21 protein-coding genes, 1 other RNA gene and 1 riboswitch are annotated in these 19,439 nt (G+C 62.9%); of the genes, 10 read left to right on the forward strand and 12 right to left on the reverse strand.

Annotated elements, in window-relative coordinates; genetic code table 11:
* The first annotated feature begins 8 nt into the window (after positions 1-8).
* Positions 9-914, forward strand: coding sequence for a prolipoprotein diacylglyceryl transferase (gene lgt, locus ABH945_RS14275; protein ID WP_074763293.1), 906 nt, complete (start codon positions 9-11; stop codon positions 912-914).
* Between the two features lie 112 nt (positions 915-1,026).
* Here lgt and ABH945_RS14280 read toward each other — a convergent pair whose 3' ends face one another.
* From ABH945_RS14280 to ABH945_RS14300, 5 genes are all read right to left on the reverse strand, one after another.
* Complete coding sequence (locus ABH945_RS14280; RefSeq protein WP_429250912.1) at positions 1,027-1,758, reverse strand: SIMPL domain-containing protein; 732 nt, start codon at positions 1,756-1,758, stop codon at positions 1,027-1,029.
* 191 nt (positions 1,759-1,949) lie between these two features.
* Positions 1,950-2,408, reverse strand: a complete 459-nt coding sequence (locus ABH945_RS14285; RefSeq protein WP_429250913.1) for an EVE domain-containing protein — start codon at positions 2,406-2,408, stop codon at positions 1,950-1,952.
* 130 nt (positions 2,409-2,538) lie between these two features.
* A non-coding RNA gene (ssrS, locus tag ABH945_RS14290) (6S RNA) lies at positions 2,539-2,720 on the reverse strand.
* Positions 2,721-2,815: 95 nt separating this feature from the next.
* Positions 2,816-3,130, reverse strand: a complete 315-nt coding sequence (locus ABH945_RS14295) for a cell division protein ZapA (protein ID WP_074763296.1) — start codon at positions 3,128-3,130, stop codon at positions 2,816-2,818.
* The gene (locus ABH945_RS14300; protein WP_074763297.1) at positions 3,127-3,483 is read right to left on the reverse strand and encodes an ATPase; all 357 of its coding nucleotides are present in this window, start codon (positions 3,481-3,483) and stop codon (positions 3,127-3,129) included. Before ABH945_RS14300 ends, ABH945_RS14295 begins: the two co-directional genes overlap by 4 nt.
* A 206-nt stretch (positions 3,484-3,689) precedes the next feature.
* Positions 3,690-3,946, forward strand: a riboswitch (cobalamin riboswitch).
* Between the two features lie 91 nt (positions 3,947-4,037).
* Between ABH945_RS14300 and ABH945_RS14305 the strand changes: the two genes are divergently transcribed.
* The 6 genes from ABH945_RS14305 to cobC are packed head-to-tail and all read left to right on the forward strand — an operon-like array spanning position 4,038 to position 10,416.
* Entirely contained in the window at positions 4,038-5,993 is a 1,956-nt protein-coding gene (locus tag ABH945_RS14305) for a TonB-dependent receptor domain-containing protein (protein WP_429250914.1), read from the forward strand.
* A gap of 27 nt (positions 5,994-6,020) precedes the next feature.
* On the forward strand, positions 6,021-7,082 hold the full coding sequence (locus ABH945_RS14310) for a FecCD family ABC transporter permease (RefSeq protein ID WP_429250915.1): 1,062 nt from the start codon (positions 6,021-6,023) through the stop codon (positions 7,080-7,082).
* Positions 7,082-7,921 carry an ABC transporter ATP-binding protein gene (locus ABH945_RS14315; RefSeq protein WP_429251100.1) on the forward strand — a complete coding sequence of 280 codons (840 nt, stop codon included), beginning with the start codon at positions 7,082-7,084 and terminating at the stop codon, positions 7,919-7,921. Before ABH945_RS14310 ends, ABH945_RS14315 begins: the two co-directional genes overlap by 1 nt.
* 34 nt (positions 7,922-7,955) lie before the next feature.
* Positions 7,956-9,017, forward strand: a complete 1,062-nt coding sequence (cobT, locus tag ABH945_RS14320) for a nicotinate-nucleotide--dimethylbenzimidazole phosphoribosyltransferase (protein ID WP_074763300.1) — start codon at positions 7,956-7,958, stop codon at positions 9,015-9,017.
* A 47-nt stretch (positions 9,018-9,064) separates the two neighbouring features.
* On the forward strand, positions 9,065-9,841 hold the full coding sequence (locus ABH945_RS14325; RefSeq protein ID WP_429250916.1) for an adenosylcobinamide-GDP ribazoletransferase: 777 nt from the start codon (positions 9,065-9,067) through the stop codon (positions 9,839-9,841).
* Entirely contained in the window at positions 9,826-10,416 is a 591-nt protein-coding gene (cobC, locus tag ABH945_RS14330) for an alpha-ribazole phosphatase (RefSeq protein ID WP_074763302.1), read from the forward strand. Before ABH945_RS14325 ends, cobC begins: the two co-directional genes overlap by 16 nt.
* 30 nt (positions 10,417-10,446) lie before the next feature.
* Here the strand turns inward: cobC and ABH945_RS14335 are convergent, their stop codons facing one another.
* The 4 genes from ABH945_RS14335 to cobU all read right to left on the reverse strand — a co-directional run bounded on the left by ABH945_RS14335 (position 10,447) and on the right by cobU (position 14,004).
* On the reverse strand, positions 10,447-11,376 hold the full coding sequence (locus ABH945_RS14335) for a cobalamin-binding protein (protein ID WP_429250917.1): 930 nt from the start codon (positions 11,374-11,376) through the stop codon (positions 10,447-10,449).
* Between the two features lie 69 nt (positions 11,377-11,445).
* Complete coding sequence (gene cobD, locus ABH945_RS14340; RefSeq protein ID WP_429250918.1) at positions 11,446-12,510, reverse strand: threonine-phosphate decarboxylase CobD; 1,065 nt, start codon at positions 12,508-12,510, stop codon at positions 11,446-11,448.
* Positions 12,511-12,514: 4 nt separating this feature from the next.
* Positions 12,515-13,450 carry an adenosylcobinamide-phosphate synthase CbiB gene (gene cbiB, locus ABH945_RS14345; protein WP_429250919.1) on the reverse strand — a complete coding sequence of 312 codons (936 nt, stop codon included), beginning with the start codon at positions 13,448-13,450 and terminating at the stop codon, positions 12,515-12,517.
* The gene (cobU, locus tag ABH945_RS14350; RefSeq protein WP_429250920.1) at positions 13,450-14,004 is read right to left on the reverse strand and encodes a bifunctional adenosylcobinamide kinase/adenosylcobinamide-phosphate guanylyltransferase; all 555 of its coding nucleotides are present in this window, start codon (positions 14,002-14,004) and stop codon (positions 13,450-13,452) included. Before cobU ends, cbiB begins: the two co-directional genes overlap by 1 nt.
* Positions 14,005-14,174: 170 nt before the next feature.
* Here cobU and ABH945_RS14355 point away from each other — a divergent pair, with 170 nt between their 5' ends.
* Together ABH945_RS14355 and ABH945_RS14360 are read left to right on the forward strand one after the other, a co-directional pair.
* Positions 14,175-15,626 carry a cobyric acid synthase gene (locus ABH945_RS14355; protein ID WP_429251101.1) on the forward strand — a complete coding sequence of 484 codons (1,452 nt, stop codon included), beginning with the start codon at positions 14,175-14,177 and terminating at the stop codon, positions 15,624-15,626.
* A 149-nt stretch (positions 15,627-15,775) separates the two neighbouring features.
* Positions 15,776-16,192 (forward strand): DoxX family protein, encoded by a 417-nt coding sequence (locus tag ABH945_RS14360; RefSeq protein ID WP_429250921.1) that lies wholly within the window; start codon positions 15,776-15,778, stop codon positions 16,190-16,192.
* 227 nt (positions 16,193-16,419) lie between these two features.
* Here ABH945_RS14360 and ABH945_RS14365 read toward each other — a convergent pair whose 3' ends face one another.
* Complete coding sequence (locus ABH945_RS14365; protein WP_429250922.1) at positions 16,420-16,839, reverse strand: PaaI family thioesterase; 420 nt, start codon at positions 16,837-16,839, stop codon at positions 16,420-16,422.
* Positions 16,840-17,071: 232 nt separating this feature from the next.
* Between ABH945_RS14365 and ABH945_RS14370 the strand changes: the two genes are divergently transcribed.
* Positions 17,072-17,713 (forward strand): ParA family protein, encoded by a 642-nt coding sequence (locus ABH945_RS14370; protein WP_074763309.1) that lies wholly within the window; start codon positions 17,072-17,074, stop codon positions 17,711-17,713.
* A gap of 396 nt (positions 17,714-18,109) precedes the next feature.
* On the opposite strand, the gene panD is transcribed toward ABH945_RS14370, so the two are convergent.
* Positions 18,110-18,496: an aspartate 1-decarboxylase gene (gene panD / locus ABH945_RS14375; RefSeq protein WP_012432059.1), complete on the reverse strand. Its 387-nt coding sequence runs from the start codon at positions 18,494-18,496 to the stop codon at positions 18,110-18,112.
* Between the two features lie 54 nt (positions 18,497-18,550).
* Positions 18,551-19,384: a pantoate--beta-alanine ligase gene (gene panC / locus ABH945_RS14380; protein ID WP_429250923.1), complete on the reverse strand. Its 834-nt coding sequence runs from the start codon at positions 19,382-19,384 to the stop codon at positions 18,551-18,553.
* Positions 19,385-19,439 lie beyond the last annotated feature (55 nt).

The following is a 19,439-nucleotide window of genomic DNA, read 5'->3' on the forward strand; positions in this document are numbered from 1 at the left end:
ACAACACGATGCTCATTCATCCGAATTTCGACCCCATTGCCATTCATCTGGGGCCGCTTGCAGTGCGCTGGTATGGACTGATGTACCTCGTCGCGTTCATCGCGGCGATCGTCGTCGGACGGCTGCGTCTGCGTTTGCCGTATGTCGCCGCGCAAGGCTGGACCGCGAAAGATATCGACGACATGCTGTTTTACGGCGTGCTCGGCACCATCCTCGGCGGCCGTCTCGGCTATGTGCTGTTCTATAAGGCGAGCTTTTATTTCGCGCATCCGCTCGACATCTTCAAGGTATGGCAGGGCGGCATGTCGTTTCACGGCGGCTTCCTCGGCGTGACCATCGCGATGGTGCTGTTCGCGTATCAACGCAAGCGCTCGTGGCTGCAGGTCACCGACTTCGTTGCGCCGATGGTGCCCACCGGGCTCGCCGCAGGACGTCTCGGCAACTTCATCAACGGTGAGTTGTGGGGACGCGTGACCGATCCGTCCGCGCCTTGGGCGATGCTGTTTCCAGGCGCCGCACCGGACGACGCGGCGTGGCTTTCCGCGCATCCGCAACTGGCCGCGCAATGGCATCTGAACGAAGTGTTCGCGCAATATCACATGCTGCCGCGGCATCCGTCGGAACTGTATGAGATCGCGCTCGAAGGCATTGCGCTGTTCTTCGTGCTGATTTTCTTTTCGCGCAAACCGAAGCCGATGGGCTCGATTTCCGCGGTGTTCCTGATTGGCTACGGCCTCGCTCGCTTCACGGTTGAGTTCGCGCGTGAACCGGACGACTTCCTCGGGCTGCTCGCCATGGGTCTTTCCATGGGTCAATGGCTGTCGCTGCCGATGATTCTCGTGGGCATCGGCCTGCTCGTGTGGTCGTATAAGCGTGCGCGGCGGCAACCGGCACAGGCCGTGAGCGCAAGCTGATCTGATTTGATCTGATCGCTACGGGTTGCCGTAGCGCATGGTTAATGACAAACGCCACGGCATGCCGTGGCGTTTGTCATTTCAACCGGACTATCGAGCGCGATACAGCGCGTTACTTCATCTGCACCGAGCCCGACACGTTGACCGTTACTGTCGACGTACCGCCTTCGAGCGGCATCGGCGCCGCGGCCTTCGCGTCTGCGCCCATAGCGCGCGCGCTCATCATCATCATGGGACGCGGCATCACGCCGCCATGATTGACGCTGACCTCGCGGATCGAATATCCACTGAACCCAAACGCCTGTGCCGACGATGCGGCCTGCTCGCGGAACGACCTGATCGCCTCGCCCGTGAGCTTCTGCTCGGCGGCGCGTTGCGCTTCCGGCGACAGCGAGAACTGCACGTTGCCGACCTGCATGATCGATGCCATTTGCCCCGCGAGTTTTGACGCCGCCGCGAAGTCGTGCGATTCGAGCACGACCTCCGTGCGGCCGCGCCATGCAGAAATGCGTCCATCACGATCGGTGGACGGGAAGATCGAGAACGAACCGGTGTGAGCCGTCACACCGCTCACGCCGCGCGCTTTCTGCAGTGCCGAATCGGCACGCTGATTCAGCGTGGACGTGAGCGCCGACGGATCGCTCGCTTCCTGCTCGTAAAACAGCGTGATATCGACTACGTCCTGCTGAATTTCCGCGCTAGCTTGTGCATTCAGCGACAGCACGCCCGAAGGCTGAGCTTGCATGACGCCTTGCGCGCGCGCGAGGGTCGGGGTCAGCGTAAGCGCGACGGGTGCGGAGCAGATAAGCGCGAGTGCGACTGCCCGTGCGGTGTTTTTTGTCATTGCTCGACTCCTTGCTTGAACAGGTTGATGCACGATTGGCACGAACGGCGTGCGACAAATGGCACGCTGTTTGCCAGTCCCTCTGTGCGTCCGTTAGGCGCTTGTAACCTGAGCTTGGTTCCCTGATCTCACTTTGCTTTAATCGTCGCGACCCGGTTTTACATCGACGTCGAACAGGCTTCACGCGAGTCTTAAACAAGCCGCTTCGTGATGAAGCGCCACTCGGCTTCGGTCACCGGCGTGATCGACAAACGGTTGCCCTTGGCGAGCACGCGCATGTCCTGCAATTCTTCGTGCTCGCGCAAAGTTGCGAGCGGAATCAGCGGAATTTTCTTTTTGAATACGACGTCGACGAGCAGCCAGCGCGGCGTTTCCTGCGACGACTTTTCGTCGTAGTACGGGCTCTTCCTGTCGAATTGTGTCGGGTCCGGGTAGGCAGTGGACGAGACCTCCGCGAGCCCCGCGATACCGGGTTGAGGACAGCTCGAGTGATAGAACAGCACGCCGTCGCCGACCTGCATCATGTCGCGCATGAAATTGCGCGCCTGATAGTTGCGCACGCCGGTCCACGGTAACGTGTGGCGCGGTGCGTTGGCGAGATGGTCGATGCTTGCTTCGTCCGGTTCGGACTTCATTAGCCAGTAGCGCATGAATCGAATTGAACGTGGTTGACGTTAAGGGCTTGACGGCACGAACGAAAAACGCGAACGGAGAAAACGTACGTGAAACCGGAGCCCAAAGAAAAACGGCATCGAACCGAAGTCCGATGCCGTTCTAGATAAGGTCCCCGCCTTAGCCGCTAGGCCGGCATCCTGAACCGGGGGTTCAGAATTGGTCGCAGTTAGCAACACTTCGGGTACATCAGACAGAGTGACGCGCACACCCGTGCTACAAATTTCCGCAACCGTGCACATGGCATTGGTTCAAGGAATATATGACCTTGGCGAACCAGGCAGGGAAGCTAAACGGATGAAGCTTAAACGATTGAACTCAAACGTTTGCCGAGATTGACTCACCTTCGTTTGAATCCGCAGTGGATCTCAGGACCGACTGCTACTTACTGCATGTTGTACTGCTGAATCACAGTACCCAGTTGTTCGTTCATTTGATGCATTGTACGCCGGATTTCCTCTGCAGGAAATGCTTCTCCGTGTCTAACGCTCGATTGGAGCCTAAGCAGTTCCGATGCCAGCGACAGCGCAGCCATGACGGCAATGCGATCCGTGCCGCGCACGTTGCTGTTATTGCGGATCTTCGACATTTCGGCGTCGACGCGAGCAACCGCTTCAAGCAGTGCGCCTTCCGTTTCCGGCGAGCACGCGAGGCGATAGGGCACGTCGAGAATCGATACTTCGATCTGCTTGGTGGTCATGCATTTTCTCCGTGGCGGGTCACTTCGCTCTCCGCTTCGACAGCGTGCTGAGCAGGCTCGAGCAGATCGAGCTGGTTATCCGGCTCGCTGTTCGCGCGGGCCCGCGGCAGTTTCTCGAGAATTGCATTCAGGCGCACCTGAGCGTCGTCGATTTTCGCGGACAGCGCATCGCGTTCGGCCTGCAATGCGTCGCGCTCTTCGCGCAACAGTGCAAGTTCCGTGCGCGTAGCTTCTGCTTCGGCGCGTGATTGGGCGAGCTGATCTTCGAGCGCGATTCGCGCTTCATTGTGGCGTTGGCTGATCGCGATCAGCTTGCCGATATTCTGTGAAAGTGATTCGAGTTCGGTGAGCATGTGCTGCGTCCTCTAAAGACATTGCATTTTAGCGCGGAATATCGCAGGTTCCGACAATTGTCTCGTTTCGAGACGTAACAACATTGCTTTATGCAGGCTTTTATCGACCTTATGATGAAAAACACCTCGCCGGTCGGACAATATTCTGCATTTAACAGAACGGCTTGCGATGGTGCAACCGTTCTTGACGCACTTCGAGGCCGCTCCTAAACTTGCCGCACTCTGGTGCCCGCGCGCTTTTCAACAGTGCGTAGTTAAACGGGAAGCAGGGCGCATGTTCCGTGAACCGGAACGCGCTAACCTGCGCTGCCCCCGCAACGGTAAGCGGCCGCATTCGTCATGCAGGTCGATCCTGATCGCGTGTTTGAAGCTCAACATGTGAGTGTGCCACTGCGCGTTACGCGTGGGAAGGTGGGATCGATGTGTCGCCAGCCCGGATACCGGCCAGAGGGAGAGGCACGTCCCCCGCGAAAATGTTAAATACGGGGGTGCCTCGTTACGCATCGGCCTGCGGGGAAGCGGGCCGCGCACGCTATCCACAGGAATGCCATCCCATGTTGTCCCCCATCGCTCGCGCGGTGCTGCTCGCATTTGCGAGCCTGCCGCTCGTCGTGCATGCGCAGAGTGCTGCATCGCCATCTTCGTCCGCGTCCGCTTCAGATGCTGCAGATTCTGCTGCCGCTACCACGTCTGAATCGGCGTCGTCATCATCGTCATCGGGCGATGTGTCCGCTGCAGATGATTCGTCCACGCTACTGTCGCCCGTCGTCGTGACCGCGGGGCGCACGCCGCAACCGCTCGCGGACACGATTCCGCAGACCACGTTATTCGATCAGCAGGATCTCACCGACACCACCGCCACCGACTTGCCCGGTCTGCTGCAACTCGCGCCCGGCGCGCAAATCTCGCGGACAGGTGGCCCTGGTTCGACGGCGAGCCTGTTCTTGCGCGGCGCGTCGTCGACGCAATCGCTGTTGCTGATCGACGGCGTGCGGGTCGATTCCGTGAGCCTCGGTTCGGCGCAAATCTCGCAGATCCCGCTCGATCAGATCGACCGCGTCGAAGTCGTGAACGGCAACGTGTCCGCGTTATACGGCTCGGGTGCGATCGGCGGGGTGGTGCAGGTGTTCACGAAAGACGGCGGCGATCATCCGCCTCGCTTCAATTTTTCGGTGGGCTACGGCAGCTATCACACGCAGACCCAGCAGATGGGTGTGAACGGCGCACTCGACAAAGACGGCAACACGACCTTCAGCATCTCGCTCGCGCGCTCGAAAGACGACGGCTTTTCGTCGCTCAATCCCGCCCAGGCGTCGGGCGCGAATCCGAATGCGAACGGCTATCTGAACGAGAGCATCTCGGCTTCGTTGCGTCACAAGTTCAACGACCAATGGGACGCGGGCGTCACGTTCTTCCAGTCGAACGGCAACAACAGTTACGACAACGCGTACGGCGAGCCGACCGATCTGAACAATCTGTACAGCAAGGTGCGCCAGGCGTCGGTGTTCGCGAACGGCAAGCTGACCGACTGGTGGACCACGCATTTCATCGTGTCCGAAGGCGACGACCGCAGTGTGTCGAACACCAACGGCATCTATAACGGCCGCTTCGACACCGACAATCGTCAGTACACGTGGCAGAACGATTTTGCATTGGCCGCTCAACAGAAACTGCAGGTCGGCTACGAACATCTCGATCAGACGCTCGAATCGGACACCTTTGCCGCGCCCGAGCGTCACGTCGATTCGGGTTTCGTCGGCTATACGGGACGCTTCGGGCGCAACCAGATTCAGGCGAACGTACGGCACGACCAGTATTCCGATTTCGGCGGAGCGAACAGTTACTATCTCGGCTACGGTTTCGACATCACCGGGAACTGGAAGGCAACCGCAAGCTATTCGGATTCGTTCCGCGCCCCGAGTTTCGACGATCTGTACTATCCGTACAGCGGCAATCCGTCGATCAAACCGGAGCGCAGTCATTCGATCGAAGCCGCGTTGCAGTACGCGTCGAATGCGCTTGGCGTGATGCGCCTGAGCGCATTCCAGACCCGCTATTCGAATCTGATCGACTATCCCGAAGTGTCGCCCGGCATCTATCTGGCCGAGAATGTCGGCCGTGCGAAGGTGCAGGGGCTCGAAGGCTCGTGGAGCGGACATGTCGGCAAGACGGACGTGCGTGCCTCGTTGACGCTGCAAAATCCCGTCGACCTCGACAACGATGTCGACCTCGTGCGGCGCGCGCGGCGCTTCGGCTCGCTGGCGGTGAATCGCAGCATTGCAGGGTGGCGCGTGGGTGGCGAATGGATCGTGAGCGGCGCGCGTAGCGACAGCAGCGGCAATCTGGGCGGCTATGGCATCGTCAATCTGTCGGCGCGCTACAACATCACGAAAGCGTGGTACGTCACCGCGCAAATCGACAATCTGTTGAACAAGGACTATGAAACGGCCTACTCGTATAACTCGCCGCGACGCGGTGCGTATGTCACGATCGGTTGGCAGCAGCAGTGACGCGCGCGCTGCGTTGAGATCACGCGGATGAATCGTCCTCCGGTTTCGATGCCCGCTGCCGCGCGCGTGATGAGCGCGAAGCGCGCGGCAGCGATATGGCTCGTGCTCGCCTGCGTCGCGCTGGCGGTGCTGCTCGCGTCGCTCGCGTTGGGCAGCGTGTCGCTCGCACCGGGACGCGTGTTGACGGCGTTGCTGCCGTCGCATGCGTTCACGGCGTCGCCGGTCGAATCGGGCGACCTTGCTGGCGAGATCGTCCGCACGCTGCGTTTACCGCGCGCGCTGGCCGGTTTTGCGTGCGGCGCATTGCTCGCATTGGCGGGCGCGTTGTTGCAGGTGCTGTTGCGCAACCCGTTGGCCGAGCCGTACATATTGGGCGTATCGGGCGGCGCGGCGACCTTTGCGCTGCTCGCGATGATCGCCGGTTGCGCATGGTGGATCGTCGACGCCGGTGCATTCGCCGGCGCGTTCGTGTCGATTTTGCTGGTGCTCGGTCTCGCTCGCCGCGAGTTGTGGCGCGGCGAACCGCAAGACACGTCGCCGCGTTTGCTGCTGACTGGCGCGGTGATCGCGGCTGGGTGGGGCGCGCTGATCACGCTGCTGCTCAACCTCGCACCCGACAGCCGTCTGCGCGGCATGCTGTTCTGGCTGACCGGCGACCTCAACGGCGGCGCGATGCCGTGGACCGCGCTCGTGGCGCTGGTCATCGCGCTGCTGGCCATCGTGCCGGTCGCGCCGCGTCTGAATGTTCTGTTGCGCGGCGATGCCGCCGCGCAAGCGCTCGGCGTCGCGGTGATGCCGCTGCGTTTGCGCGTGTATCTGGTGGCGTCGCTCGCGGCGGCCGCGGCAGTGACGACCGCGGGCACCATCGGCTTCGTCGGACTCGTGGTGCCGCATATGCTGCGACTCGCGTTCGGCAACGATCAGCGCATGTTGTTGCCGGCCGCAGCGCTCGGCGGCGGCGTCGCGGTGATGGGCGCGGACCTGATCGCGCGCACGGTGATCGCGCCCGCGCAATTGCCGGTCGGCGTGATTACGTCGATCGTCGGTGTACCCATTTTTCTGTGGATGCTGTTGCGCAGGCGCCGATGATGCAAGCTCGCTATAACCCTCAGCAACACGCGCTCAGTGCGCAAGGCGTAACCTTGCGCGCCGGTTCGCGCACCTTGCTCGACGCGTTCACGCACACGTTTTATCCCGGCGAAATCTGGTGTGTCGCGGGACCGAACGGCGCGGGCAAGACGACGTTGTTGTCGACGCTCGCGGGTTTGCGGCAGGCGTCGGCGGGACAGGTCGAACTGGACGGCATACGTTTGCGCGACTGGCAGCCGCTGCCGCTTGCGCAGCGGCGCGCATTGATGCCTCAAAGCGCACCCGACGCATTCAGCGCGAGTGTGCTCGACATCGTCACACTGAACCGCTTCCCGCATCTGAACGGCTGGGGTTGGGAGCGTGACGCCGATCGCGATGCGGCGCATGCTGCGCTCGATCTGCTGGGGTTGGCCGCGTTCGCCGCGCGCGACGTGCTTTCTTTGTCAGGCGGCGAGCGTCAACGGGTGGCGCTCGCGGCGGTGTTATGTCAGGACGCGCCGTTGTTACTGCTCGACGAACCGCTGTCGCATCTCGATCTGCATCATCAGATCGACTGCCTGGAAGCGCTGACGGCGTGGGCGCGCGAACCGCGTCGTACCGTGATGTTTTCTTGTCACGATCTGAATCTCGCGCGCCGTTTCGCGACGCATGCGCTGCTGCTCGATGGAGAAGGGCGCGCATTTGCCGGACCGGTGCATGACGTGCTCACGCCCGAATTGACCAGCCGTGCATTCGGCTATCCGCTGATCCTGATTCGCGACGGTGAGCACGAGGCGCTGATTCCCGCGCCGCGTGTTCGTCACGAATCGAATGCCGCTAATGACACAGCAGCAAATTAACCGTTTCATCCAAAACATACTTCAGAAGACGCTTATGACTTCCTTGCCACGCCCGACCGGTTTGCCCGAAGTCCCGCCGCTCGATCAAACGTTGCGCGCCGAGTTGCAGCACATCATCGATACCAAGACGAAGCCGCCGGGCAGTCTCGGCCGGCTTGAGGCGCTTGCCCGTCAGATGGGCCTGATCCAGCGCACCACGCATCCCACGGTGCAGCGTCCCGCGATGATCGTCTTCGCGGGCGATCACGGCATTGCTGCCGAAGGCGTGAGCCCGTATCCGCAAGCAGTCACCGCGCAGATGGCGGCGAACTTTCTCGCGGGCGGGGCGGCGATCAATGCGTTGAGCCGCGTCGCAGGAATCGAACTCGAAGTGGTCAACGCGGGCATTGCCACGCCGTTGCCGTCGACGAACGGACTTGTCGACATTCCGATTGCGGGCGGCACGCGCAACTTCGCGCGCGAACCCGCGATGACCGACGCGCAGGCGCTCGCGGCGATGCAGGCGGGCGCTGAGCGGGTACGGCACCACGCGGCGCTCGGCACCAACGTGATCGGTTTCGGCGAGATGGGCATCGCGAACACGTCGGCGGCTGCGTGTCTGATGAGCCGTTTGTGCAACGTGCCGGTCGACGAGTGCGTCGGTCGCGGCACGGGTCTCGACAACGCGGGCCTCGCGAAGAAGCGCAACGTGCTGGCGGCGGCGCTCGCGCGCCACATCAGCGTGACGAATCCGCTGGAGGTGCTGGCCACGTTCGGCGGCTTCGAAATCGCGATGATGGCGGGCGCGTACCTCGCTGCCGCCGAAGCGCGTATGACGATTCTGGTCGACGGTTTCATCGCGACTTCCGCGTTGCTGGTCGCCGATGCGCTTGCGCCGAACCTGCGTGAATACTGCGTGTTCGCGCATGCGTCGAACGAGGCGGGACACCGCCGCATGCTCGATCATTTAGGCGCGCAGCCGCTGTTGTCGCTCGATCTGCGTCTCGGTGAAGGTACCGGCGCGGCGCTCGCGGTGCCGCTGTTGCGCGCGGCGACGGCGTTCATCAACGAGATGGCGAGCTTCGATTCGGCCGGTGTCGAAAATCGCGACGCGTGAGTTGATCCAACGAATCGAACAGATATTGCCCTGCTCATGAATCTGCTATGAACCCGCTCGCGGAATTGCGCTACTTCTTCACGGCGCTCGGCTATTTCACGCGAGTGCCCGTGCCGCGCTGGGTCGGTTTCGAGCCGCATTATCTGAATGCGGCCGCGCGCTATTTTCCATTTGTCGGTGTATTGATCGGCGGGTTGAGCGCGCTGGTTTATCTGGCTGCGCTGCATGTGTTTCCGGCGGCCGTCGCGGTGCTGCTGTCGATGGCCGCGTCGCTGCTGGTGACGGGCGCGTTTCACGAAGACGGTCTCGCCGATTGTGTCGATGCGTTCGGTGGCGCCTATACGCGCGAAGACGTGTTGCGAATCATGCATGATTCGCGCATCGGTGCTTTCGGCGCCATCGCGCTAATCGTCGCGCTCGCGTTGAAGTGGCAGACGCTCGCGGTGTTGCCGCCGTGGCGCGCGGCAAGTCTGATGATTGCCGCGCATGCTGCGAGCCGCACTGTTGCAATCAGCTATCTGGCCACACTCGACTACGTGCGCGCCGAAGGCAAGGCGAAACCGGTGGCGCAGCGTTTGAGCGGCCCCGCTTTGCTGTGCGCGGCGGTGTTCGGTTTGCCGTGGCTGCTGTGGCCAAATGGCGTAGGCTCGCCGGACTGGCGCTTCGCGGCAGCGGCGTTCGCGGTATTGCTGGTGCTTCGTTTTCTGATGGGTCGTTATTTTGTCAGACGCATCGGCGGTTATACCGGCGACTGTCTCGGCTTCGCGCAGCAGATTTTCGAATTGAGCATTTATCTGGTGGGGCTTGCATGGATATCGTCCTGATTCGCCATCCCGCCGTCGCGCTCGATGCGGGCGTGTGTTACGGCCATAGCGACGTGGCGCTCGCCGAAGACGCGAAAGTGGCGTCGAGCGCGCTTGCGTTGCGGCTCGCCACGTTGCAGGTGCCTGCGCCACGCGTGCTGATCTCGAGTCCGCTCACCCGTTGCTACGCGCTGGCCGTTGAAATCGCGAACGACTTCGGCTGCGTGCTGAGTCAGGACGATCGTCTGAAGGAAATGGATTTCGGCGATTGGGAAACGCAGCGCTGGGACGAGATCGATCGTGCGTTGCTCGACGACTGGGCGTCCAATTTCGAGCACGCGCGCGAGCATGGCGGCGAGAGCGTCGCGCAGTTTGTCGCGCGGGTGCGGGCATGGCTCGACGCGTTTGCGCAGACGCGCGAGTTGTCACCCGCTTATGTGGTCACGCACGCAGGGGTGATGCGGGCGATTGCGTCGATCGTGCTGGACGTGCCGCTCGAACGTTGTCTGCGCTGGTCGCTAGATATGGCCAGCATGGTCTGGTTGCGCAGGGACGACGAGACGCAGCAATGGACGCTGGTGCGATGGAATGCGTGACTTGGGTGCGTCAAGGTCAGGCTCACCGAATTACTGAGCCGGCTTTCTATGTGAGCGCGCAATCTCCAGGTCTTCGCAAAGCTGTTGCGCGCCTTGCGCGATGCGCGGTGCCGGCCGGTTGATCAGATCGCCGTCGATAGCGAAGAGGTTGTTGTTCGCCACGGCGGTCAATCCGGGCCATGCGCGCCATGTACCGAGTTGCGGCAACATCGTGTCCGGCTGGGTCGCGCCCTGGGCAGCCGTGACGATCGCTTCCGGATTCGCGGCGAGCACCGCCTCGGTCGATACCGTCGGTGCCAGCGGTTGAAGTGCAGCGAACACATTGCGGCCGCCGCATAACGCGATCACGTCGCTGATCATGTGCTCGCCATTGAGCGTCATCAACGGTTTATCCCACACCTGGTAGAACACACTGACCGGCGGCCGGTTCGCGTACTGCGCGCGCAGGCGGGCAATGTTCTGCCGATAAGCCGTTGCCGCTGCATCTGCTGTCGATGACGTGCCGAGCAGTTGCCCGAGTTTCGTCAGCGAAACGGCGACGTCGTCGAGTCGATGCGGCTCGCTGAAGAACAGCGGAATGTGCAACTCGCGCAGCCGATCCAGTTGACGCTGCGCATTGCCGTGCCGCCACACCACGATCAGATCGGGCTTCAACGCGACGATGCGTTCGAGGTCCAGCGCCTTGTTATCGCCGACACGCGGCAACAGTTTTGCTTCGGGCGGATAGTCGCTGTACGACACGGCCCCGACCATTTTTGCGCCGCTGCCCGCGGCATACAGCAATTCGGTGACGTGCGGCGCGAGGCTGATCACGCGTTGCGCGGCGGCGGGCAGTGTGACGGTTGCGCCGGTATCGTCGGTGACGGTGATGGCCGCGTGAGCTTGCAGCGCAAGGAGGCTCGCCGAGGCGGCGAAGGCAATGTGTTTGAGTGGGGCGCTAAGGCGGCTAGGCTGGTTCATCAGGCGAGAAGAGGGGCGGCGCGTTGTCGGGCTTTTCAAATCGGGAATTCGCGTAGTCGCAATCACACATCAACGCGCTTGCATGCTATCAATCGTGCGTACCGCGTCGCTCAGACATTCTTCGAGGCGCATCCATTCCTGTTCGCTCGCGGGCAAGCCAAATCGCACACTGCCCGTCGATGCAAAAAGCCGCGTCCACACCCCGCGTTTTGCGAGCGCTTCATGCAAAGCGGCAGCGCGCATATCGTCGGTCCATGCAAAAAGTGGCGTGCTGTGTGTGCTGAAACCGTGCTCGCGCAATGAGCGTACGAGTCGCGCGCTTTCGCTGACCAGGTGCGTGCGCATTTGCGCTTGCCAGGCTTCATCGGCGAATGCGGCTTTGACTGCGTGACGTGCGGGACCGCTGACCGTCCAGGCGCCCAGCGTCTTGCGCAACGTGTCGAGCAACGCGGGCGCAGCGAGGACAAAACCCGCCCGCACGCCCGCCAGGCCGAAGAATTTCCCCGGCGAGCGCAACACGATCAGTCCGTCGAGATGCGTACGCCCCGCGAGCGACTCCGCAGGCATCGTATCGGCGAAAGCTTCGTCGACCAGCAGCGTGCCGCCGCGCGCGCTCAATTGCGCATGCCAGTGCAGCAGTTTGTCCGCGTTCAGATACGCGGCGCTCGGATTGTTCGGATTGACAATGACGACATGCGTGAGCGCGTCCGGCAAGTCGTGCCAAGCTACATCCAGTGGCGCAACTTCGTGGCCGGCCCGCGAAAACGCGGGTGCATATTCGCTATACGTGAGCGATGCAATGCCGACCCGGGCACGCGGCAACAAGGTCGGCAGCGTGCGAATCGCCGCCTGACTTCCGGCGACAGGCAACACATGTGCAGCATCGGGCGCGCCATAGTAACGCGCGGCGCAGGCGGCGAAATCGTCACCGTCGTCGGGCAGACGACGCCATGCATCGGCAGGAACGGGCGGTACCGGGTAGCCGTGCGGATTGATCCCCGTCGACAGATCGAGCCACTGTGCGTACGGAATGCCATAACGCGCAGCGGCCTCATGCAGATTGCCGCCATGAACGATCGCTTCGGTATTCGCGCTGCTCACGCGCGCTGCCGGATCAGATGTTCCATCAACCATACGATCAACCCTGAAAAGGCACGCTCAGCAGCGCCAGCACGATCAGCACCGCGAGCCACAGAATCACCGTGCGCTCAACCAGCGCCAGGGCGGAGGTCACGTGGCTCGCCTTTGCGGGATGTCCGAAGCCGAGCGTCGGCCGATGTTCGAGTTCGCCGTGATAAACCGCCGGTCCGCCGATCAACACATTCAGACTGCCCGCGCCCGACGACATCACCGGACCTGCATTCGGACTATCCCAGCGCGGCGCCTGCTCGCGCCAGCAACGCAACGCGGTGAGCGTGTCGCCGAGCAGCGCGTAACTCGCGGCGGTCAGACGCGCGGGAATCCAGTTGAGCACGTCGTCCAGACGCGCGGCGGCCCAGCCAAAGCGCAGATAACGCGGCGTGCGATAACCCCACATTGCGTCGAGCGTGTTGGCGAGCCGGAAGCCGAGCGCGCCCGGACCACCCGCGATGGCGAACCAGAACAGCGCACCGAAAATCGCGTCGTTACCGTTTTCAAGCGCCGATTCGACGGCGGCGCGCGACAACGCGGCTTCATCGGAAGTCGTCGTATCGCGCGAGACGATTCGCGCGGTCAACTGACGCGCCTGGTCGAGATCGCGCTGCTTCAATGCCTGCGCGATCGGCGCAATGTGATCGTGCAGGCTGCGTGCGCCGAGCGCGAACCAGAGCAGCGCGATGTGCAGCGCGCAGGCCGCGAAAAACGGCAGCACGCTCACCAGCCACCACGCGATCAGCACTGGCGGCATCACCGCGAGCGACCACGCGAGCAGCCCTTTGAGCCGCAAACGCCGCCCGGTGTTGTAGCGTTTCTCCAGACGCATCGCCCAGTTGCCGAAGCCCACCAGCGGATGCGCGGAACGCGGCTCGCCGAGCCAACGGTCGACGGCCACGCCCAGAGTCGCGAGTGTCGCGACGAGAGGAAGCGTCAGCATCACGTGCGGCCTGTTGATTTGAGCGTGAGCGGCAGGCCCGCGACCATCATCGTGGCCGTGGTGCTCAACGCGGCGATGCGCTGGTTGAGCCGCCCGAGTTCGTCGACGTAAAGACGCGTGGCCGCGCCCATCGGCACCACGCCCAGACCGATTTCGTTGCTCACCACGATGACCTTGCCTTGCGCACCGACGAGCGCTGTTTCGAGCGCGGCGACCCGCGCGTGATATTGATCGAGCGGCGCGGTTTCGCCTTCGGGCGGACAGAGCACATTGGCGAGCCACAACGTCAGACAGTCGATCAGGATGCACTGGCCGGGCGCGTCGTTTTGCGTGACGGCGTCCGCGAGATCGACGCCCGCTTCGACCAGGCGCCAGTGCGCCGGACGACGCTCGCGATGATGCGCGATGCGCGCGCTGAATTCGGCGTCGCCGACGACGGCCGCCGTGGCGATATACGTAACGGGGAGAGCGCTGGCGGCGGCAAGCTGCTCGGCATGCACGCTCTTGCCCGAGCGCGCGCCGCCTAGAACGAAGGTGAGGTCGCGGGGAGTCATCGCGAGATTGTACCGGCGTACGTGGTGTGCGAACTGCGGAGCGGCCTCGCGCGATGGGATAATGCCGGGTGTTTTTTCCTCGCCGGACCTGACTTCACGTGACCACCCATTCCCCTTCGACCACGTCTGACGATATCCCCGTGTCGGCTCCTGTGCCGCGCGGCACGCTGATGATTCAGGGCACCACGTCCGATGCGGGCAAGAGCACGCTGGTCGCCGGTTTGTGCCGGCTCGCGCGGCGTGCCGGCGTGCGGGTCGCGCCGTTCAAGCCGCAGAACATGGCGCTGAACAGCGCAGTGACAGTGGACGGCGGCGAGATCGGCCGCGCCCAGGCGTTGCAGGCGGTGGCCGCGGGCATCGCCGCGCATACCGATCTGAATCCGGTGCTGCTGAAGCCGACCAGCGATCGCGGCGCGCAGGTGATCATCCACGGCAAGGCGCGAATGAATCTCGACGCCCGCGCGTATCACGACTACAAACCCGTCGCGTTCGAAGCGGTGCTGGAGTCGTATGCGCGTCTGCAGGCGGCGTACGACACGATCTTTGTCGAAGGCGCGGGCAGTCCGGCCGAAATCAATCTGCGTGACCGCGACATCGCCAACATGGGTTTCGCGGAAGCGGTCGACTGCCCGGTCGTGCTGGTCGCCGACATCGATCGCGGCGGCGTGTTCGCGCATCTGACCGGCACGCTCGCGTGTCTGTCGGCGAGCGAGCAGGCGCGGGTGCGCGGCTTCATCATCAACCGGTTTCGCGGCGATGTCAGTCTGCTGAAGCCTGGCCTCGACTGGCTTGAAGCGAAAACCGGCAAACCGGTGATCGGCGTCGTGCCGTATCTGCATGGCCTCACGCTCGATGCCGAAGACATGCTGCCGCCCGAGTTGCGCGCGGCGCACAGCGGCGACGCAGGACGGATGTTGCGGGTGGTCGTGCCGGTGCTGCCGCACATCAGCAATCACACGGATTTCGATGCGTTGCGCGCGCATCCGCAAGTCGATTTTCATTACGTGAGAAGTGGCACGCCGCCGCCTCCGGCTGATCTGATCATCCTGCCGGGGTCGAAAAACGTGCGCGGCGATCTGGCGTTTCTGCGCGAGCAGGGCTGGGATGCGGTGCTACAACGGCATTTGCGCTACGGCGGTCGCGTGATCGGCATCTGCGGCGGGATGCAGATGCTGGGGCGCGAAGTGGCCGATCCGCATGGGGTCGAGGGTGCGCCGGGGGCGTCGGCGGGACTCGGCTGGCTCGATTATTCGACGGTGCTCACGAAAGAAAAGACGCTGAAGAACGTGACCGGGCGGCTGGCGTTGCCGGGATCGCCGGAGGTCGCAGGCTACGAGATTCACATGGGCGAGACTCGGGGCGCGGCGCTTGATGCGCCCGCGTTGCAACTCGACGGTGCGCATCCCGACGGCGCGATTTCCGCCGATGGTCAAATTCTCTCCACTTACGTGCACGGCCTGTTCGACACGCCGGCCGCGTGCGCCGCGTTGCTGGCGTGGGCCGGACTCAGCGACGCTGAGAAAATCGACTATCCGGCGTTGCGCGAGGCGTCGCTGGATCGGCTCGCGGATACGCTCGCCGAGCATCTCGATCTGACGAAGCTGTTTGCGGCGGTGGGTTGATCGACATCAAGCTGAGTGATTGCTGAGATTGATTCTTGAGAGGAAATAATCAAAGCGTCGGCGATGGTTTTTCACTCCATATGGTTCGAATAGAGTTCTGACATCGACGGTCGATTGCCGGCCGTCCTCTCTCTTGAGAAGGAAATGTCATGAACTCGAACCGTTCCGCCGATCTGGCCGCCACACTGCTTCGCGTCGCCTTGGGCGTGCTTTATCTCGCTCACAGTCTGCAAAAGATCTTCGTTTTCACGCTGCCGGGTACGGCGCAGTTTTTCGTTTCCCTTGGTTTGCCGGGATGGCTTGGCTATGTGACGGCATTCGTCGAATTGATCGGCGGTATCGCGCTTTTGCTGGGCGTGCAGGTCCGCTGGGTGGCGCTGGTGCTGCTGCCGTTCATGCTCGGAGCAGTGTCGGCGCATTTGCATAACGGCTGGGGTTTTGCGTCGACGAACGGCGGCTGGGAATATCCGGCGTTCTGGGCCGTGACGCTGGTGGTGCAGGCGCTGCTGGGCGGCGGAGTGCTGGCGGTGGGTAGTGTAAAGGCGCCGCGCGCGGTGGCGGCTTGATGGTGAGGTGATGATTGGGGGATGTCGCCGGGGCCGCGAGTTTGGGCTGATGCTGCGCAGCCAGGGCCGAAGTTCAGGCTTAAGCCCAGGCCCAAGCCAGAGTCGGAGCCGAAGCCCCCCGCATTCCCGCGCAACAAAAACAAAAAGCACGCGCCGTCTGGCCGCGTGCTTTTTCCAATCACTCCCGCTCGCCGCATCAACCGCCTGCCGCGCCGCACTCCCTCACATCAATACAACACGATCTGCGTGCAGCGAAACAGCGCCATCGTCTTGCCGTTCGGATCGGTAACCGTCGCGTCCCACACCTGCGTGCTGCGTCCCAGATGCACGCCCTTGGCGACCGCGCGGATCGTGCCCGCCGTCGCCGTCCCGAGGAAATTGCTCTTCAACTCGACGGTCGTGAAATTGCGAGCCGTTTCAGGCAGATGCGCGAGGCATGCATAGCCGCAGGCGGTATCCGCGAGACCGATTACCGTCGCCGCGTGCAGAAAACCGTTCGGCGCAAGCAATTCGCCGCGCACCGTCAATTCCGCGGTCAGAACGCCTTGTTCCAGCGACAGCACATGCACGCCCAGCAGACCAGGCAGCTTGCCCCGCTGGCGTTCGTGCAGACGTTCGATCGTGTATTCCGGGCGCAGTTGGCTCATGAGATTCGGGTCCTTGTTGGGAAAACCGGCAGGATGGCGCGGCCGATTAGCCATCTGGGGGCTTCGACCGCGGTGCATTTTCGATATTATCAACGGCTGGACCGGCGGGCGAATCCGAAAAGCGGCATCTGGGGATACGAAACAGGCGGAAACCTGAACCCGTCGACACAAGTCTGAGCGATAAGCGCGGCAAACCGGCTGGCGGCGACCAGCCTTCTTTCCGGGAGAATTCATGACGGTGATTGTGGTGGCGAATCCGAAGGGCGGCGTGGGTAAAAGCACGCTATCGACCAATCTGGCCGGCTATTTCGCCGCGTCCGGCGAATGGGTCGCGCTGGCGGACCTGGACAAGCAGCAGTCCGCTCACGCATGGCTGGCGTTGCGCCCCGACACGCTGCCGGCCATCGAGCACTGGGAGGTCAACCAGGACACGCCGGTCAAGCCGCCGAAGGGCCTGGAGCACGCGGTCATCGACACCCCGGCCGGCTTGCACGGCAATCGCCTCGGCATCGCGCTGGATCTGGCCGACAAGGTGATCGTGCCGCTGCAGCCGTCCATGTTCGATATTCTCGCTACGCAGGAATTTCTCGAGCGGCTGGCGAAGGAAAAGGCGGTCAGGAAGGGGGCGATCGAAGTCGGCGTGGTCGGCATGCGCGTCGACGCGCGCACGCGCTCGGCGGAGCAACTGCATCGTTTTGTCGAAGGTCTGAAGTTGCCGGTGCTGGGTTTCCTGCGCGATACGCAGAACTATGTGCAACTGGCCGCCCACGGGCTGACCTTATGGGACGTCGCGAAAAGCCGCGTGGAGAAAGATCTGGAGCAGTGGCAGCCGATCATCGAATGGACGAACGGCAGCGGGGCGAAGAAGGCTTGATGTGGAAGCAGGCGTCAAGCCCGCGACGGTGGCTGTTCACCGCTGGGTTTTGCGCGTGTGAAGCGGGACGGGCATCCTGTCCGCTCGGCTTGCACCGGAGTGCGGCGTAACACGCTGCCCGGCATTGGAAGCGCGGCCAGCGCAATCGCCGCATTGAATGACGAGGCGTTCTCGAGGAGAGTGCGGCGCTGAACGCGTAAGGCGATCTCTTTGCCGGGCCGCGAGCAGAATTTGCAGAATGTGCGCAACGAAACCGGCTCGCCAAGCAGGCATCGACTCGACACCAACGGCGTGGGCCTTACAGCGTGACAATCAGCCAGCCAGTTAGCCAGTTAGCCAGTTGGCCAGCAGGCCGCGCCGGGCAAAAGCCGCGCGGCCTCAACCCACGTCTGCCGCTCAGGTCCAGTTCTGCGTCGGCACGTGATCGCGGCTGCCCTTGATCTTGTTGTTGTCGTCGACGAAAACCAGGTCCGGCTTCCAGCCCGCCTTCAGTTCGGCTTCGTCGACCACCGCGAACGCCGCGATGATCACCAGGTCGCCCAACTGCGCGCGCCGCGCCGCCGACCCGTTCAGCGAAATCATGCCGCTGCCGCGCTCGCCCTTGATCGCGTAGGTCGAGAAACGCTCGCCATTGTTGATATTCCAGATGTCGATCCGCTCGTTTTCGACGATGTTCGCCGCTTCGAGCAAGTCTTCGTCGATCGCGCACGAGCCTTCGTAGTGCAGCTCGCAGTGCGTGACCGCGACGCGGTGGATCTTCGACTTCAGCATGTTGCGTTGCATGACCAAATCCTGTGTAGCTTCTATTTTTTGCGATGTCCGCGTGATGGGACGACTTCAGATTTCGAGGTTGTCGATCAGACGCGTCGCGCCGAGCTTCGCGGCGGCCAGCACGACCAGTTCCGCGTTCGTGTCCTGCGCGCCCGGCGCCAGCAGATTCGAGCGCTTGCGCACCGCGATGTAGTCGGGCTGCCAGCCGCGCGCGGCCAGCGCGGCCATGGCCGCCTGTTCGATTTTCGCGAAATCGCGTTCACCGCCGAGCACCGCTTCGCGCACGCGATTCAGTTCGGCAGCCAGCACCGGCGCTTCGGCGCGCTCTGCGGCCTGCAGATAGCGGTTGCGCGAGCTGAGCGCGAGGCCGTCTGCGTCACGCACGGTTTCGGCGGCGATGATGTCGGTCGGCAGCGCGAACTGGTTGCACATGCGGCGCACGATCATCAGTTGCTGGTAATCCTTCTTGCCGAACACCGCGACGCGCGGCTGCACGCACGACATCAGCTTCATCACGACCGTGCATACGCCCTGGAAGAATCCGGGCCGGAATTCGCCTTCGAGGATGTCGCCCAGATCGTGCGGCGGATGCACGCGGTACTCCTGCGGCTCCGGGTACAGATCCTTCTCGGTCGGCGCGAACAGCACGTAGACGCCTTCCTTCTGGAGCTTGTCGATATCGGCTTCCATCGTGCGCGGATATTTGTCGAAATCCTCGTTCGGTCCGAATTGCAGACGGTTGACGAAGATGCTCGCGACCACCGGATCGCCGTGCTGACGCGCGAGGCGCATCAGCGACAGATGGCCCTCGTGCAGGTTGCCCATGGTCGGCACGAAGGCCGTGCGATTCTGACCGCGCAACTGGTCGCGCAATTCATGGATTGAGCTGATGACTTTCATGATTGGACAGGGATTCCCTCGCGCGGCGCGCGACTCGGTTGGCGCAGGGGCCGGC

Source organism: Paraburkholderia sp. GAS333 (assembly GCF_050435665.1).
In the GTDB taxonomy this organism is placed as follows: domain Bacteria; phylum Pseudomonadota; class Gammaproteobacteria; order Burkholderiales; family Burkholderiaceae; genus Paraburkholderia; species Paraburkholderia fungorum_A.